This is a genomic window from [Clostridium] fimetarium (genome assembly GCF_900111235.1).
Lineage (GTDB): Bacteria > Bacillota > Clostridia > Lachnospirales > Lachnospiraceae > Clostridium_N > Clostridium_N fimetarium.
The window spans coordinates 14,503-30,379 of sequence record NZ_FOJI01000013.1 but is presented as its reverse complement, the minus strand read 5'-3'; the positions used below and the strand labels follow the sequence as shown (position 1 = coordinate 30,379).

Here is a 15,877-nt window from a genome sequence, read left to right as displayed (position 1 = left end):
TGAAATAGAAGTGTATTTGCTATTTTTATGAACTATAGAAGAGGAAGAATATATGATTAACGGCATAATATTTGATATGGATGGGCTTATGTTTGATACAGAGCGCTTATCAACAATTGGATGGACACAGGTAGCAAAGAAATTAAATATAGATTTAACACTTGAATTTATTAATAGTTTTAAAGGAACATCGGCACTTTATAGTAAACAACTATTTAAGGATAGATTTGGACAAGCGTTTGATTATGAATATGCTAGAGGTATTAGAACAGACTATATGAATTTAGTAATTGAAGAATCAGGGGTACCAATAAAAAAAGGACTTGTTGAGTTACTGAATTATCTCAAAGCGAGTCATATTTTGGCGGCAGTAGCTACATCAACGAATCATGTATTGGGTGAGAAATATCTTAAAATGGCAGGTGTATATGATTATTTTAAAGCAGTGATTTATGGGGATACAGTTTTAAAAGGTAAGCCAGAGCCAGATATTTTTTTAAAGGCAGCGCAAACAATAGGAAGGAACCCTAAAGAATGTTTTGTATTGGAAGATAGTCCTGCTGGAATTTCTGCAGGTTTTGCGGCCGGGGCTAAAGTAATACATATCCCCGATCAAATAGTGATTAAAGAGGATATAAAGAAAAAAGTGTTTAGAATTTGCAGTGATTTAAGCGAAGTTATAAAATTGATTGAAATAGAGAATAATTAAACTAATAAACACACAAGAAAAAGTGAACTAATTAAATATGAAAATTCAGAACTTCTTCAAGAATTAGAAGACCTGGCAAAGCAGTTTCAAAAATATAAGACAAATTAGGCATTTAAAAGTTAAGAAAATTGGAGAAAAAATAATATGGATATAAAAAATAGATTTTTAAGATATGTTTCAATTGATACGGAATCTGATGAAGAAAACGAAAATCAGATTCCATCTACAAACGGCCAATGGACGCTTGCTAATATACTGGTTGCAGAACTGAAAGAACTAGGAGTTAGGGACGTATGTACCGATGAGTTTGGTACAGTATATGCACATATTCCAGCAACTACTGGATATGAAAAATGTATGGCCTTTGGATTTATTGCTCATATGGATACGGTGAAACCAGGGAAAAATATAAAGCCGCAGGTGATTAGCAATTATGATGGAAAAGATATTCTCCTCACAAATGGTACAGTGATAAAATCAGAAAGGTATCCAGAACTTCCTGAATTGATCGGAAGAGAAATGATTGTTACAGATGGGACAACTATTCTGGGTGCAGATGATAAAGCCGGAATCACAGCAATTATGGGAATGTGTGAGTTATTAACAGAAAGAGAACTTCAACATGGTAAAATTTGTATCGCGTTTACGCCTGACGAAGAAACCGGAAAAGGTGTCGGAAAATTTGCTTTGGAGAAATTTGGAGCAGATTATGCAGTGACCGTAGATGGTGGTGCAGAATATGCAGTGGAATATGAAAATTTTAATGCTGCATCGGTAAAAATACAGATACAAGGTGTTCCTTCCCATCCAGGTTCTGCCAAAGGAGTCATGGTAAATGCAGTCAAGGTTGCCTATGAATTGCATAGTATGCTGCCTGAAAAGGAAGCACCAGAGTTTACAGAGCAAAAAGAGGGGTTTTATCATCTTATGTTTGTAGAAGGTTCCATGTCACAAGCAAAGGCAGAATACATTATCAGAGAACATGATAAAGATAAGTATAAACAGAAAAAAGCCTTTATAGAACAAGTTGTGCAACAGCTGAATGAAAAATATGGAGAAGGAACCGTGAACCTTATTCTTGAAGACAGTTACCAGAATATGGCGGAAATAATAAAGCTACATCCAGATTTGCTTAGTAATATAGAAAATGCGATAAGAAATACTGGTATGGAGCCGGAATATTTTCCTATTCGTGGAGGAACAGATGGATGCAGACTTACCTTCATGGGGCTTCCTTGTCCCAATTTAGGTGCGGGAGCTTATGGATTTCACGGTACGCAGGAGCATTGTACAGTAGAAGGAATGGAAAAATCAGCACAGGTATTACTGGAGTTGGTGAATATATATGCAGGAATTTTAAAAAATTAAAATAAATTTTATATAAAGTTTATATAAAACTATTGGTTGAAACAAGGAAAATAAATTACATATACAAAGTATTTGTCCCAATGTAGGGTGACGCCGAAAAATCATAATAAGATAAAAAATCCTAAAAAAATAGAATTATTTATAGACGCAAAGCACATCAGGTGTTAACATATGAAAGATAGAAAGTTAGCTTTAAAATCAAGGAGGAAAATTATGAAAATGATAGATGTTGAGAAGGAATTAAGTTCAACGACTTATCCTGGCAGGGGAATTGTTATTGGAAAATCGGTTGATTCAAAATATGCAGTAACCGCATATTTTATTATGGGAAGAAGCGTAAACAGCAGAAACCGTGTATTTGTAGAAGATGGTGCAGGAATTCGCACACAGGCATTTGATCCATCAAAATTGTCAGATCCAAGTCTTATAATCTATGCACCAGTTAAATTTTTAGGAAATCAGACAATCGTTACAAATGGTGACCAGACTGATACGGTATATGATTTAATGAGCAAGGGACAAACATTTGAAGAATCATTGCGTACAAGAGAGTTTGAGCCAGATGGACCAAACTATACACCACGTATTTCAGGGATTATGACTGTAGAAAATGGTGAATATGACTATGCACTGTCAATATTAAAGAGTAACAATGGCAACCCTGATGCATGTAATCGTTACACATTTTCATATGAAAATCCAATTGCAGGCGAAGGTCATTTCATTCATACATACATGAATGATGGCGATCCACTTCCTAGTTTTGAGGGAGAACCAGCATTAGTTAATATCAGCGGAGACATCGATCAATTTACAAAGCAGGTATGGACTAACTTAAATGAAGATAATAAAGTTTCATTATTTACAAGATTTATTGACATCAAAACTGGTAAATATGAGACAAGAATTATAAATAAGAATATTTAAATATGCACGTCAAATAAAAACAAACATATAGGCATCTAATACAAAAATAAGCAGTGGTAATATAATTATTAGTTGAATTATCAACAAGTAGAAATAGGAGGATTTTAATGAAAGAATTAGAATTGAAATATGGCTGTAACCCAAATCAGAAGCCATCAAGAATATTTATGGAAGATGGAAGAGAACTTCCTGTTACGGTATTAAATGGCAAACCAGGATATATCAACTTTTTAGATGCATTTAACGGATGGCAGTTGGTAACTGAATTAAAGGCAGCTACAGGACTTCCAGCAGCAACATCATTTAAGCATGTTTCACCAGCTGGTGCTGCAGTAGGAATTCCACTAACAGATGTAGAAAAGAAGATTTACTGGGTTGATGAAGCCGAAACAGGTGTGTTATCACCACTTGCAAATGCATATGCTAGAGCCAGAGGCGCTGATAGAATGAGTTCATACGGAGATTTTATCTCTCTTTCAGATGTGTGTGATGTAGCAACAGCAAAACTTATTCAACATGAAGTTTCAGATGGTATTATTGCACCTGGATACGAGCCAGAAGCGTTAGAAATTCTAAAATCCAAGAAAAAAGGTAATTATAACATAGTCGAAATTGACCCTTCTTATCGTCCAACACCAATTGAAGAAAAACAGGTATATGGCATTACTTTTGAGCAAGGAAGAAATGAATTAAAGATGGATAGGGATTTTCTCAGCAATGTAGTAACAGACAACAAGGAAATACCCGATACTGCAAAAATTGATATGCTAATTGCGTTGATTACTTTAAAATATACGCAGTCTAATTCAGTATGTTATGCATTGGGCGGACAGGCTATCGGCATCGGAGCCGGACAGCAATCAAGAATTCACTGTACAAGACTCGCTGGAAATAAAGCAGATAACTGGTTTCTTCGTCAATCACCAAAAGTACTTGCTCTTGTGTTCTTAGAAAAAATCGGACGTGCTGATAGAGACAATGCGATTGACAACTACATCGGAGAAGAATGCATGGATGTGCTTGCAGAAGGCACATGGCAGAAGACTTTCAAAGAAAAACCAGAGGAATTTACAAGGCAAGAAAAACGCGAATGGATTGGCAAGATGACAGGGGTTTCACTTGGTTCTGACGCATTCTTCCCATTTGGTGACAACATTGAACGTGCGAATAAGAGTGGCGTAAAATATATCGCTCAACCAGGTGGCTCAATACGAGATGACAATGTTCTTGAAGTTTGCAATAAATATGGAATCGCCATGAGCTTTACAGGGATTCGCTTGTTCCATCATTAGGACTCGGACTTCTTGTTTGGCTTGCAAAATCTAGTAAAATAAGGTATGTTGTGTATATGTTATAGTTAAATGAAAAAACTTGTGAATAAAGTGAAAATATTATGCGCATGTTAATCAGTATATCTAATTATAATGATAAATATTTAAGCTTGAAATCAATAAAAGTTAATTTATGTAAGCGATGCAGGTAAACGTTAATTTGTGAAGCAATTCAAAGAACAGAAAATTTTATTATGGAAGGAGGAATAATATGAAACTTAAGAATATAAAAGATGTAGAAGGCCTTTTTAAAGTAATTGATCAGTGCCAAGGAAAAGTGGAATTGGTAACTGAAGAAGGAGATAGATTGAATTTAAAATCTAGACTTTCTCAGTATGTAGCACTTGTGAATGTATTTGCGGATGTAAAGATTGGTGAATTGGAATTAGTCGCTTATGAAGATGCAGATGTTGCAAAAATTGCACAGTTTGTGTTTAAAGATGCCGGTATAAAATAAATTACGAATACTAAAAAAAAATGTATCTTTTCGTTACGAGAGGATATTACTCATAAAGCACCAAGTATTATATCTTAAGGTATGATGCTTGGTGCTTTAAATTTGAAACGAATATCCGAAAAATTAAAATTAAAATGTATTAGTAGTTCTGGTAATGTAGTATTAGGTATATTTTTTCAAAAATGACTTGTTATGGTAATTAAAATATTATATACTGATTTCAGACAAGATATTGGGGAATATATTGTAAGGGAGTAAAATAGGGGATTAAACGACTATAAAAAACTTTTACAGATACCCAATTGGCGTCTGTATTTTTTTTCGCATTTTCATGTAACCAGTGAAACACTTTATATTTGATTTTCATTAGGTTAGAAAGTGTGGTAAAAGATAGAAAATTGTAACGCAATTAAAATTAAAAAGGGGGATTTAAAAAATGAAAGATTATTTAGTACGTCCATCTATGATGATGGAAGCAAGAGAGAGCGGGAAAGGTCATAATTGGTTTGTTGAATTATTGATTTTCGCATTGGTGTTTATAGTAATAAGTATTCCAACGGGAATCGTGACTGCAATAGGTATGATTATATATCTATCTTCTTCTTCAGAGTTAATGGATCTAATTAAAGCTGGTGCTACTAATATGGAAAAGATTACAGAAGTTACAACGAGACTAATGAATAATAGACCAGAGTGGATTACTGTTTTAATGCTGTTTTCTGAGGCAATTACTATTCTTGGTATAATTATATATTGCCGTAATATTGAAAAAAGAAAATTATCCACCCTTGGTTTTAGAAAGAATAAGTTTGCTACTGAGTATGCGAAAGGATTACTGATTGGATTTGTGGTTTTTTCTTTAGCCGTTTTAATCTGTGTTTTTACAGGAAGCTTGAAAATATCAGGGATATCTCCTGAATTTTCACTTGTATTGGTAGTGCTTTATTTTACTGGTTATATGGTTCAAGGTATGGCGGAAGAAGTTCTTTGTAGAGGATACTTACTAGTTTCCATATCCAGAAGATATTCTATTCCAATAGCTATTATGATAAGTTCCTCAGTATTTGCATTGATGCATTTAGGTAATTCGGGTGTTACAGTTATGGCAGTTATTAACCTGATTTTATTTGGCGTATTTGCAGGAATAATTATGATTACACGAGGTAATATTTGGATGGTTGCTGGGATTCACAGTATGTGGAATTTTGTGCAGGGAAATCTATTTGGAATTCAAGTCAGTGGACTTGCAAAGCAAAATTCTATTTTGAGTTCAGACTTGATTCAAGACAAAGCAGTTATAAATGGCGGAACTTTTGGGTTAGAAGGTGGTTTGGCAGTTATGATTGTTTTACTCATTGGAATTGGTGTTGTATTATATAGATCAAGTAAATTCAAAAATCTACAAGTAGTTGAAAATACGATTACTGAGACAGTAGAAGCGGTATAATCAAACAAAATAATTATCTGAAATTATTTATATAATAATCAATTATAGGGCTGGAAAACCAGCCCTATAATTGATTAAATCAAAACGGAATCAGTTATTGAATTGTGAAACTAGCCACACCAATATTTTTGAAAGTGATTTTAGGCCTACAATTAGGCGAAATACAACTTCTTACTATTGGACATATTTTTAAAATATAAGATCCATTATAATCTACATTAAATCTAAAGCATCCTAGATGACATATTGTAATGCAGTAAATAAGCTTTCGCTTATCATCTACCATTTGATATAACATAACATCCCATTCATGATTTTTACAACAATCACAACCTACGACACATCCGGAAATAATGCCCGCAGCGATTAAACATTCTTCGCATACAGGACAAACTTGTACGCTAGGTGAGGATCTCATCGGAACAGGAACCGGAATTGGAATTGGAATATACTCCGTTTTGTTTTGAGGACAACGCATCTGTTCAGGACATTCAGGACATGTTGGACACGTAGGACAAGGTTGTTGCTCAGGACACGTAGGACAAGGCTGTGGCGCTGGGAACACAGGACAAGGTTGTTGTGTTGGACACGTAGGACAAGGTTGTGGCGCTGGGAACACAGGACAAGGTTGTTGTGTTGGACACGTAGGACAAGGTTGAGACTCTGGGCATGCAGGACAAGTCGGAGATGGCCTTTGTTCTGGACAGGTCGGGCAAGTCGGGCAAACAATCGCTTCGGGTACTGCCGGACAGGTAGGGCATGGTCGTTGCTCCGGGCAAGTAGGACAAGGTGGCACTATCGGGCAAGGTCTTGCTTCTGGACAAGTAGGACAAGGTGGCACTATCGGGCAAGGTCTTGCTTCTGGACATGAAGGACAAGGAGCTGGCACTGGACAGATTGGACTCATCGGGTTTATTGGAATTATTGGTGGCGGAGTATTAATTGGAGATAAACCTTCAGGCAACGGTGTATTAATTGGAGATAAACCTTCAGGCAATGGAGTATTATTAGGCGTCGGAACTATTTCAGGTGCAACGCGTGATGGCATATTATTCATACAATTAATTCCACCAACAAATGGATACAAATGAAATTCAAATCCACTATTTGCATTTACTGCAAAACCTCCAAGCGCTGCATTTCCACTAACATGACCGCCGGTAGGATGCCCATGAAACATCGCTTGAGGTGCCAAGATGCTGCCCCATATATCAGAAGAATTCTCCATATGAATATCGGTTGCATCTTCAAATACATAGAGAATATTATTTGCCAAACGTTTCTCTCCATATAAGCCGGACTGTAAATGAGCATGTGGGCCGGTTCGAAATCTTACAATAGCTATGCTGCCCTTTGGTATATCAAAACGAATCCCTTTATTTATTATGCCATTTGGTCGAGTATCAATTGTAAAAACATTTTGTTTTGGGTCGTCTCCACTCAAAACCCATTCATATGAATTGCTGGAAAGCGTTGCGTTTGTATTTAATCTTTGTATACATTCTTTAAATGTCTCTATGCTTTTTTTCGCATTTTGAAAAAATGAAGAAACATTTGCGGATATTCTGGAAGCTGGAATGACACGTGAAACATCATAGCTAGAGATAATATAATAATTTTTCTTTTCGCTTGGAATCCAATAAGGACTTCCTCCATTTACCTGGTATAAATATTTTAATTCTTCAGACTGATTATTGGAACCGTTTTTCCCAATATAATAAGAACTACCGGCAGCTACGCGAAAACTTCCACCCGAAACTACGTGCCCAATTACACCCAATGGGCCTTTTATTGAAATTACATCTCCAACTAAATATCTTACTAAGTCAGGTGAATATGCAATCGGTACTTGACTCTCTTCTCCTTCGAAGCCGACACTTAAACTTCTAGGGCTATAAAAACTACCGCCTACGGCCATAGCCCCTTCCACGTCGACAATATTATTGGCATCCCCAAATACAAACAGATTAAACTGAGAGGCCAAACCAAACGGTTGACCCGGTATATCTTCCCAGTTTATATTTTTATAAGGGATTCCTATAATCGTATCGGCATCTCTGCCATTAATAGAATTATCCATATAAACTACATGAACCTCCTTGAACGATATGATATCCTTTTCTGTATACAGTTTATTCCGAAATGAAATTATTGTGATGTTTTTAATGACTATAATTGATAGAAATATAAAAAATTATCGCGTAGTATAAATAATTGAAAATTATGAGGATTTATGTTACTATGATTAGAACTTTTAACTTAATTATATACATATTAATGTGATAGAAATATAATCATTTTATAGTTTGAGTTATAATATTATTAAAACGAATGAGGCTTATAAAATGAAAAAGTTATTGATTCAAATGTTGAAATTTTTTGGAATTAGTGGAATCGGATGGCTGATGGATTTTACAATTTACAATTTGCTGAGTCTAAAGTTCACCAATTTATCTGTAAATAACATGTTAAGCTCACTGGTAGGGGTTTCCTTTGTATTTATTTATTCAACAAGAAAGACATTTATACAAAAAGCAGGTGGAATTGACCTGAAATTAAAGTTCATCATTTATATTGTCTATCAAATAGTGCTTATATTGCTGATGTCATATATCTTAAGCTGTATAAATGATCAGATATTGGAAATATTGACATCTGATAGTTTGAGACACTTATCAGCAATGTTTGCGAAAATATTAATAACACCGATAACGATGATTTTGAATTTTATTGTTATTAAGCAGTTAATTGAGCGATTATAAAGGCAGGGCAAATATATAAAGATAGAAAAAATCATCTAATCATGATAATTTGGGGAGAAGCTGGTGTGCTTTTCATGATTGTGGGTTAGGGAATTGATGGAAATCTTTCACAGGAATATAACATATTTGTTATAGAGACAATTACAGCAGATGGATTAAATAAATCATGCGAATTGTCTCTTTTTTAGTAATACTATTTATGAGGATTCCACTTGTTGTAATCCAAATTGCTTATTAAATTCGCATCAGGGGATTAAAATTATCGTTGCAGGATAATCAGAAGGCGGAAGTATAGTAATAGATAATATGGAGTTTCTTAAGTCTGATGCAGAAAAATTATTGATAAAGTAGATTACTGAAATTTTGAAAAGGAAATATTATAGATGTTGAAATGGCTTGCGGAGAAAATCGATTTGTGATAGAATCGTGCCTTGTGATGCATAATATGAACTAAGCTCGAGTACTGAAATTGGGACTGGCTAAACGAGTAAAAGTAAAGATATTATAAAATGCATGCTAAAGGATACGAATGAATATGAAAAAACGTAATACAGAAGTTGATTTTTTAAAGCTATATTTTATTATTATGATTATGGGAGTGCATTCGGAAAATCTCTTTGGTGAAAGAGTATATTTTTTAAACGGCGCAATGGCAGTTGAATTCTTTTTTCTGGTTTCAGGATATTTAATGGCAAAAACTGCATTAAAAAGAAATCCATCAATAAATATAGGTGTTGCGACAAGAAATTTTATAATTCATAAATACGCAATCGTTTTTCCTTATTTGATGGTTTCATTAATTGTTTGCATTGCACTTCGTGTACATTTTTTGGATATGAAATTAATAGGTTTCTTTAATATTGTGTGGGAAGTGTTATGCATGCAGATGGCAGGCTACTCGATATTTAGTATCACCGGAATAACCTGGTACCTGTCAGCGATGCTGATTGCAATGCTGATATTATTTCCTTTGTTACTTTGGAAAAGACATATTTTTATTAATGTTATAGCACCTTTAATAGCAATCCTTTTCACAGGCTGGTTATATGTTATTTCCGGTAATTTGGGCTCCGCTCCAGGACAATGGTTTGGATATTACAATAAGGGATTAATTCGTGCAATAGCTGACATTTCAATTGGAGTAATGTGCTTTGAAGTCTGTCAGAAGCTGCAGATGATTAAATTCACCAGAACCGGAAAATTTTTGTTAACAGGTATAGAAATTATATGTTATGGAATATCATCGGTTTGGATGGTGTTTTATATAGCAGGAGAAAGGGACTTTATAATACTTTTGCTATTGGCAATTGGAGTGACAATAACATTTAGCGAACAAAGCAGTGTTCGAAAATTGTTTTCATATCCTAAATTGAGTTATTGCGCAGATTATAGTATGGCATTATTTTTCAGTCATTTTACTTGGTCAATCATTTTAACCCAAAATTATTTAGCTCATAGTCCGAAGGTAAGGCTTTTGATTTATTTTGGAGCCTCAATTGTGACCGCAGGAATTGTGCTATTTATTGTGAAAATCACAATCAGAATTACGAAAGCGTTGGCAGTCATAACGAAAAAATTACTCATTAAGAATTAAAATATTAAAAATTCGGATTATACGACTCAAAAATATGGTATAATGAAATTATCAATGTTTATTAATAGTGAAAATAGAATTTGATGGATATTTAAAAGTTAGAGATTGTTATTTGAAAAAGATTAAAATGTATTTATGAGAGGATAAGGATTATGAACGTTTCAGGAAAAAAAGTATCACATAACAAATTTGGGGAGGGAAAAATTGTTGAGCAAAATGAAAATTCAATTCAGATAGAATTTTCAACAGAAACTAAGACTTTTCAGTACCCTTTTTGCTTTGAAAAACATATCTCTTTTGTAGATAAAGACGTTCCTACTGTGATTTTGGAAGAAATCAAAAAGTTAAAAGAGGACGAACAAATTATAAAAGAGGAAAATGATAAACGTATACAAGATATCATAAGACCAGTTGTTAAGGTTCCAGTACGAAAAAAGAAAAAAGCTTAATACAGAACAGCCCCTGTTAAGAGACAGGAATCAGTTCATTATCCATATGGAATATGTAAGGTAAAGTGTTAAAAAATACGACGTAAAAACAAAATAGCCAGTAGCAATCTGCTTATAAAAATCAGATTGCTACTGGCTATAACTTTGTGCTAAACATCATTATTTTTGATAGATTTATGTTTGGCATTTTTATTATCATTTTGATTTTCTTTTGTAATTGGTGTCTGACCATTACATTTTTCCATTCTAGCTCGCTTGTTGTCCGGTTGACTATCTTTTGGCATCGAATTCCTCCTATAACTTTTTGAGTAATAAAATTGTTAGAAATAATATACCCATTTATGTGGAACTTATGTGCACAACTTTGATAAAGAGGATTTTATTTTTTTGCTTGGTGCTTTTATAGGAGATTTGAATTTATAGGGGATATTTTGTGCCCTATAGGTAAAAAGATTCCCTATTAGATTGAATGATACTTTTTAACCGTGATTTTCTTCGGCGGCTTCTGCATCTGCTTTTGTCTTATGAACGGTACCACGTGGATGCTGTGGTGGCGCATAAATCGAATATAATTTAAGTGGAACAGAGCCAGTATTAATTAAATTGTGCCATTTTCCAGCAGGTATGACGATTGCATATTCATCATACACTTTTGCTCGAAAATTCAACGAATTCTTTCTGTCACCCATTAGAACGGTTCCTTGACCTTGTTCTATACGGATGAATTGATCAAGATTAGGATGGCTTTCCAAACCTATATCTTCTCCCACTTTTATACTCATTAAAGTGATTTGTAAATGGTATCCTGTCCATATAGTTGTACGGTAATTATTATTTTGCTTAGTTGCTTCATTGATATTAAAAACTAATGGTTTTGGTCCATAATCTTTAACAAACAGATTTTCATGTTCGCAGGAATCATTCGAATTACTTGAATCATATCTTGGTGTGTTTTCGGGGTTGCAATTATAATACATATTTTACTTCCTTTGATATAAATATATTTATATATTATTCGGTTTTTTAGTGGATGTGATTTAATAAAATATAACACTTTTTCGTTAAAATAAAAGAAAAGAAAATTTTTAAATATCGCATTGACATTAAAATCTAAAAGTGATATTATTTAAATCAGTTAGAACTTAATAAATTAAAATCTATGAACAAAATAGTACTCTAGAAAGTTACATCACAGAGAGTCAACGTTGCTGGAAGTTGATATGGAGAGTTTAGAGGAATGGGTTTGGGAGATTCGAGAATGAAAGCTTAGGCAAGTAGTTTGCGACGTGACCTCACGTTACAGGGGTAAGATATTGAATGATATTTTTTATGTATATTCAGTATTGAATGAGACAGATGAATTGGTGGCGTTTCCGTTTTCGGAGATGTCTTTTTTTATGCAAGTTAAGCGTTATGCAAAAAGAAACCAAGGTATCTGTGAAAAAGGGTGGCACCACGATATTATCGTCCCTGGTTTAGACTTAACCGTCTAAACCAGGGACTTTCTTTGCGTGCGTGCAAGCAATGAGCCGAGTAATTATTTATTTATAGAATACATTGTGCTTGCACAAAATGTATTCTATAAATAAATGATTATTGGGCGAAGCCCACGAGATTTAGAAATTAGAATAATTTCTAAATCTTGCTCGGCGTAGAATGGTTTGCCTGCACGCGTAGAATATGACAGTGTATCACTATTTTTATAAAACACACACAATCTTGGAAGGAGATATAACATATGAAACGAGTATTAAAAGCCTATAAAAAAACAGTTAGTATCGTTAATGAAACAGCGATTGGTATATTTGAAAGTCTTAGAAAAGAAAAGATCGGATTCTTGCTTGAAAGTTATGATAAGAGCAACGGAAGATTCACATTTATGGGGGCTGAACCAGAAGAAATTATACAATCAAAGGGTAATTCATTAGTAATCACTAAATTAGATGGAACCAAGTCAGTACTTGAGGGTAATCCACTTGATTTACTCAAAGAATATTATAGTGATTTTGAAGTCACGAAGGAAAATGGGGAACTTGCATTTATGGGAGGCCTTGTAGGAAGCCTTGGATATGATTTCGTGAAATATTCAGAGGTCCTTCCAGATGAGAATCCAGATGATATCGGAATAGAAACAGTACAACTTATGCTAGCAAGCAAATTTATTGTAATTGATCATGTTGCGGAAACCCTAACAGCTGTTATATTAGCACAAGATACAGAAGCTGCGAGAGTGGATGCGATTGCGGAGGCAGATCAATTAATTAGTAAGACACTTAAAAATGTAAAACCAGTCACAAAAAATATCCAACATGATGGTGTGATTGTGAAAATGTCAGATACACTTGAACAATACAGTGAAAAGGTTGATAAGATAAAGAGTTATATAAAAGAAGGACATATTTTCCAGACGGTACTTTCACAACGATGGACAATCGAAACCAAGCAAGAGGGATTTGAACTTTACAAGGAACTAAGAGAGTTAAATCCATCACCTTATCTATACTATTTCAACTTCGGTGATTTTGAAATTATAGGTAGCTCACCAGAAATGATTGTAAAACAGGCGGAGAACAAAGTTTTTACTTGCCCGATTGCAGGAACAAGAAAACGTGGGAAAGATGATGCTGAGGATGAAATCTTAAAAGCTGAATTGTTAGCAGATGAGAAGGAAAAGGCAGAACATGTAATGCTAGTTGACTTAGCAAGAAATGATATGGGAAGAATATCAGAATTTGGAACTGTTAAAGTAACACAATTTATGGATGTTCACAAATATTCGCATGTTATGCATATCGTTTCACTAGTAGAAGGAAAGAAAAAAGGTGAATATCATCCATTTGATTTAATTGCTTCATTTTTACCAGCAGGAACACTAAGCGGAGCTCCTAAGATTAGGGCGATGGAAATCATTGATGAACTAGAGATTTCACGAAGAGGATTGTATGGTGGAGCGACAGGATATATTGATTTTAATGGAAATATGGATTTTTGTATTACGATTCGAACGATGATTAAAAAGGGCAATACAGTTTATCTTCAAGCGGGTGCAGGGATTGTTGCAGATTCAGTACCTGAAACGGAATACGAGGAATGTTGTAATAAAGTAATGGCACTTGCAAAAACATTAGTACAGTCGGAAAATTTGTAAAACTTAGCAAATAAAGTCCAATAAATAGAACTTAAGATCTAATAATTCAAACAGAAGGGAACGAAATAATATGATACTTTTAATAGATAATTATGATTCATTTACTTACAATCTTTATCAGTATATTGGGATATTTAATGACGATATTAAAGTCGTAAGAAATGATAAGATAACGATTCAAGAAATCGAAGCGTTAGATCCAGAAAAAATCGTTATATCGCCGGGACCTAAGAGTCCGAAAGATGCAGGAATATGTATCGAGGTTATCAAATATTTTGCAGGTAAAAAACCGATACTTGGGATATGTCTTGGACATCAGTGTATCGGAGAGGCATTTGGTGCAACGGTAAATTATGCAAAGAAGATATTTCATGGAAAACAGTCAGTCATTGAACATGATGGAAGCAGTATATTTGCTGGGATTAATTCACCGATTAATGTCGCAAGATATCATTCACTTGCAATTATTGAAGAGACAATGCCAGAAAGTTTAAAAGTGATTGCTAAGACGGATGATGGAGAGATTATGGCTATTAAACATAAGGAATATCCAATCGTTGGACTTCAATTCCATCCGGAATCAATATTTACAGAGCATGGAAAGAGAATTATAGAAAACTTTGTAAATGGAAATATATGAGTAAGTGAAAATGTATAAGTAAGTGAGAATGTATAAGTAAGTGAGAATGTATAAGTAAGTGAGAATGTATATGTAAATGGAAATATATAAAACATTAAAAAAATATTCCTTGAAAGGGTGGATTTATATGATACTAGATGATATTGTAGCAGCGAAGAAAAAGAAATTTCTAGAGCATAAGGCGAATATTGGGGAAGATAAAATGAAAGAAATGGCGTTAGCATCTAATAGAAAATCAATTAGTTTCTATGATGCGCTTGCAAAAGATGGTCTCTCAATTATAGGTGAATTTAAGAAAGCGTCACCTAGCCATGGAATTATGGATAGTAAAATAGAGCTTATTGATAGGATTGACAAATATAATGCCTCCGTAAATGCAATTTCGGTACTTACAGAGGAGGACTTTTTTCAAGGAAGTGCAGACTATCTTGTGCAAATAAGGGATATTACGCCACTTCCAATTATTAGAAAGGATTTTATCATTGATGATTATCAAGTATATGAAGCAAAGGTGATTGGTGCAGATGCAATCCTTTTGATTGCGGCCATACTGGATGATGTCACATTTAAACATTTATATGACCTTGCCTATAGTCTTGGACTTGACGTTTTATGTGAAGTGCACGATGAAGCGGAAATGCGAAGAATGCTTGATATGGATGTGCAAATAATAGGAATCAATAATAGAAATCTTAAGACTTTTGTGGTATCACTTGATACTACCAAAAAACTGGTTGAGATGGTGTCTGAGGGTAAGATTTTAGTGTCTGAAAGTGGTGTAACAACTGAAAATGATGTTATAATTCTAAAAGAGAGTAATGTAAATGCATTACTAATTGGAACCGCATTTATGGAATCGGAAAATCCTGAGGAATTAGCACATAGCTGGAGAAGTATTTACAACGTAAAAGAATAGATTTTACTCAAACACAAAAACACCTAATAAATATTATTATGATGAAACCGTAAAAGTCCCATATCTCTTCCCCAAAATGGAGATAATATGTTGAAAATCCGAAATAAAGACAAAACAATGAAGGAGGAA

Annotated in this window: 15 protein-coding genes and 1 other annotated feature; of the genes, 12 read left to right on the top strand and 3 right to left on the bottom strand. The window is 34.1% G+C overall.

Translation table 11 applies throughout. The annotated features are described in order from the left end of the window. Nucleotides 1-52 precede the first annotated feature (52 nt). The 6 genes from BMY18_RS15355 (at nt 53) to BMY18_RS15330 (ending at nt 6,239) form a co-directional block, all read left to right on the top strand. Complete coding sequence (locus BMY18_RS15355) at nt 53-709, top strand: HAD family hydrolase (protein ID WP_092455629.1); 657 nt, start codon at nt 53-55, stop codon at nt 707-709. Nucleotides 710-853: 144 nt separating this feature from the next. Continuing rightward, complete coding sequence (gene pepT, locus BMY18_RS15350; protein ID WP_092455627.1) at nt 854-2,077, top strand: peptidase T; 1,224 nt, start codon at nt 854-856, stop codon at nt 2,075-2,077. A 213-nt stretch (nt 2,078-2,290) separates the two neighbouring features. Beyond that, nucleotides 2,291-3,004: an IMP cyclohydrolase gene (locus tag BMY18_RS15345; protein ID WP_092455625.1), complete on the top strand. Its 714-nt coding sequence runs from the start codon at nt 2,291-2,293 to the stop codon at nt 3,002-3,004. A 107-nt stretch (nt 3,005-3,111) separates the two neighbouring features. Continuing rightward, a complete protein-coding gene (locus tag BMY18_RS15340) occupies nt 3,112-4,296 on the top strand; it encodes a phosphoribosylaminoimidazolecarboxamide formyltransferase (RefSeq protein ID WP_092455623.1) in 1,185 nt (394 codons plus the stop codon). Nucleotides 4,297-4,546: 250 nt separating this feature from the next. After that, nucleotides 4,547-4,792 carry a polya polymerase gene (locus tag BMY18_RS15335; RefSeq protein ID WP_092455621.1) on the top strand — a complete coding sequence of 82 codons (246 nt, stop codon included), beginning with the start codon at nt 4,547-4,549 and terminating at the stop codon, nt 4,790-4,792. A 436-nt stretch (nt 4,793-5,228) separates the two neighbouring features. Then, nucleotides 5,229-6,239 (top strand): CPBP family intramembrane glutamic endopeptidase, encoded by a 1,011-nt coding sequence (locus BMY18_RS15330; RefSeq protein ID WP_092455619.1) that lies wholly within the window; start codon nt 5,229-5,231, stop codon nt 6,237-6,239. 94 nt (nt 6,240-6,333) lie between these two features. On the opposite strand, the gene BMY18_RS15325 is transcribed toward BMY18_RS15330, so the two are convergent. Then, entirely contained in the window at nt 6,334-8,319 is a 1,986-nt protein-coding gene (locus tag BMY18_RS15325; protein WP_092455617.1) for a choice-of-anchor A family protein, read from the bottom strand. Between the two features lie 265 nt (nt 8,320-8,584). Here BMY18_RS15325 and BMY18_RS15320 point away from each other — a divergent pair, with 265 nt between their 5' ends. From BMY18_RS15320 to BMY18_RS15310, 3 genes are all read left to right on the top strand, one after another. Next, nucleotides 8,585-9,001: a GtrA family protein gene (locus tag BMY18_RS15320; RefSeq protein ID WP_092455616.1), complete on the top strand. Its 417-nt coding sequence runs from the start codon at nt 8,585-8,587 to the stop codon at nt 8,999-9,001. Nucleotides 9,002-9,536: 535 nt separating this feature from the next. Next, nucleotides 9,537-10,595 carry an acyltransferase family protein gene (locus BMY18_RS15315; RefSeq protein WP_092455615.1) on the top strand — a complete coding sequence of 353 codons (1,059 nt, stop codon included), beginning with the start codon at nt 9,537-9,539 and terminating at the stop codon, nt 10,593-10,595. Between the two features lie 152 nt (nt 10,596-10,747). After that, nucleotides 10,748-11,044 carry a hypothetical protein gene (locus tag BMY18_RS15310; protein WP_092455614.1) on the top strand — a complete coding sequence of 99 codons (297 nt, stop codon included), beginning with the start codon at nt 10,748-10,750 and terminating at the stop codon, nt 11,042-11,044. Nucleotides 11,045-11,193: 149 nt separating this feature from the next. Here BMY18_RS15310 and BMY18_RS21545 read toward each other — a convergent pair whose 3' ends face one another. Next, the gene (locus tag BMY18_RS21545) at nt 11,194-11,328 is read right to left on the bottom strand and encodes a hypothetical protein (protein ID WP_278281062.1); all 135 of its coding nucleotides are present in this window, start codon (nt 11,326-11,328) and stop codon (nt 11,194-11,196) included. Between the two features lie 195 nt (nt 11,329-11,523). Beyond that, nucleotides 11,524-12,021: a cupin domain-containing protein gene (locus BMY18_RS15305; RefSeq protein ID WP_092455612.1), complete on the bottom strand. Its 498-nt coding sequence runs from the start codon at nt 12,019-12,021 to the stop codon at nt 11,524-11,526. Between the two features lie 173 nt (nt 12,022-12,194). Next, nucleotides 12,195-12,519 (top strand) — a binding site (T-box leader). A 263-nt stretch (nt 12,520-12,782) separates the two neighbouring features. On the opposite strand from BMY18_RS15305, the gene trpE reads away from it, so the two are divergent. From trpE to trpC, 3 genes are all read left to right on the top strand, one after another. Beyond that, entirely contained in the window at nt 12,783-14,192 is a 1,410-nt protein-coding gene (gene trpE, locus BMY18_RS15295) for an anthranilate synthase component I (RefSeq protein ID WP_092455608.1), read from the top strand. A gap of 70 nt (nt 14,193-14,262) precedes the next feature. Further along, nucleotides 14,263-14,832, top strand: a complete 570-nt coding sequence (locus BMY18_RS15290; RefSeq protein ID WP_092455606.1) for an anthranilate synthase component II — start codon at nt 14,263-14,265, stop codon at nt 14,830-14,832. 127 nt (nt 14,833-14,959) lie between these two features. After that, entirely contained in the window at nt 14,960-15,748 is a 789-nt protein-coding gene (gene trpC / locus BMY18_RS15285; RefSeq protein WP_092455805.1) for an indole-3-glycerol phosphate synthase TrpC, read from the top strand. The last annotated feature ends 129 nt before the right edge of the window (nt 15,749-15,877 follow it).

Coding starts and splice junctions, on each gene's coding strand:
- BMY18_RS21545 (WP_278281062.1), bottom strand. CDS start 11,328: ATGCCAAAAGATAGTCAACCGGACAACAAGCGAGCTAGAATGGAAAAA.
- trpE (WP_092455608.1), top strand. CDS start 12,783: ATGAAACGAGTATTAAAAGCCTATAAAAAAACAGTTAGTATCGTTAAT.
- BMY18_RS15290 (WP_092455606.1), top strand. CDS start 14,263: ATGATACTTTTAATAGATAATTATGATTCATTTACTTACAATCTTTAT.
- BMY18_RS15340 (WP_092455623.1), top strand. CDS start 3,112: ATGAAAGAATTAGAATTGAAATATGGCTGTAACCCAAATCAGAAGCCA.
- BMY18_RS15330 (WP_092455619.1), top strand. CDS start 5,229: ATGAAAGATTATTTAGTACGTCCATCTATGATGATGGAAGCAAGAGAG.
- BMY18_RS15320 (WP_092455616.1), top strand. CDS start 8,585: ATGAAAAAGTTATTGATTCAAATGTTGAAATTTTTTGGAATTAGTGGA.
- BMY18_RS15315 (WP_092455615.1), top strand. CDS start 9,537: ATGAAAAAACGTAATACAGAAGTTGATTTTTTAAAGCTATATTTTATT.
- BMY18_RS15305 (WP_092455612.1), bottom strand. CDS start 12,021: ATGTATTATAATTGCAACCCCGAAAACACACCAAGATATGATTCAAGT.
- trpC (WP_092455805.1), top strand. CDS start 14,960: ATGATACTAGATGATATTGTAGCAGCGAAGAAAAAGAAATTTCTAGAG.
- BMY18_RS15355 (WP_092455629.1), top strand. CDS start 53: ATGATTAACGGCATAATATTTGATATGGATGGGCTTATGTTTGATACA.
- BMY18_RS15325 (WP_092455617.1), bottom strand. CDS start 8,319: ATGGATAATTCTATTAATGGCAGAGATGCCGATACGATTATAGGAATC.
- BMY18_RS15345 (WP_092455625.1), top strand. CDS start 2,291: ATGAAAATGATAGATGTTGAGAAGGAATTAAGTTCAACGACTTATCCT.
- pepT (WP_092455627.1), top strand. CDS start 854: ATGGATATAAAAAATAGATTTTTAAGATATGTTTCAATTGATACGGAA.
- BMY18_RS15335 (WP_092455621.1), top strand. CDS start 4,547: ATGAAACTTAAGAATATAAAAGATGTAGAAGGCCTTTTTAAAGTAATT.
- BMY18_RS15310 (WP_092455614.1), top strand. CDS start 10,748: ATGAACGTTTCAGGAAAAAAAGTATCACATAACAAATTTGGGGAGGGA.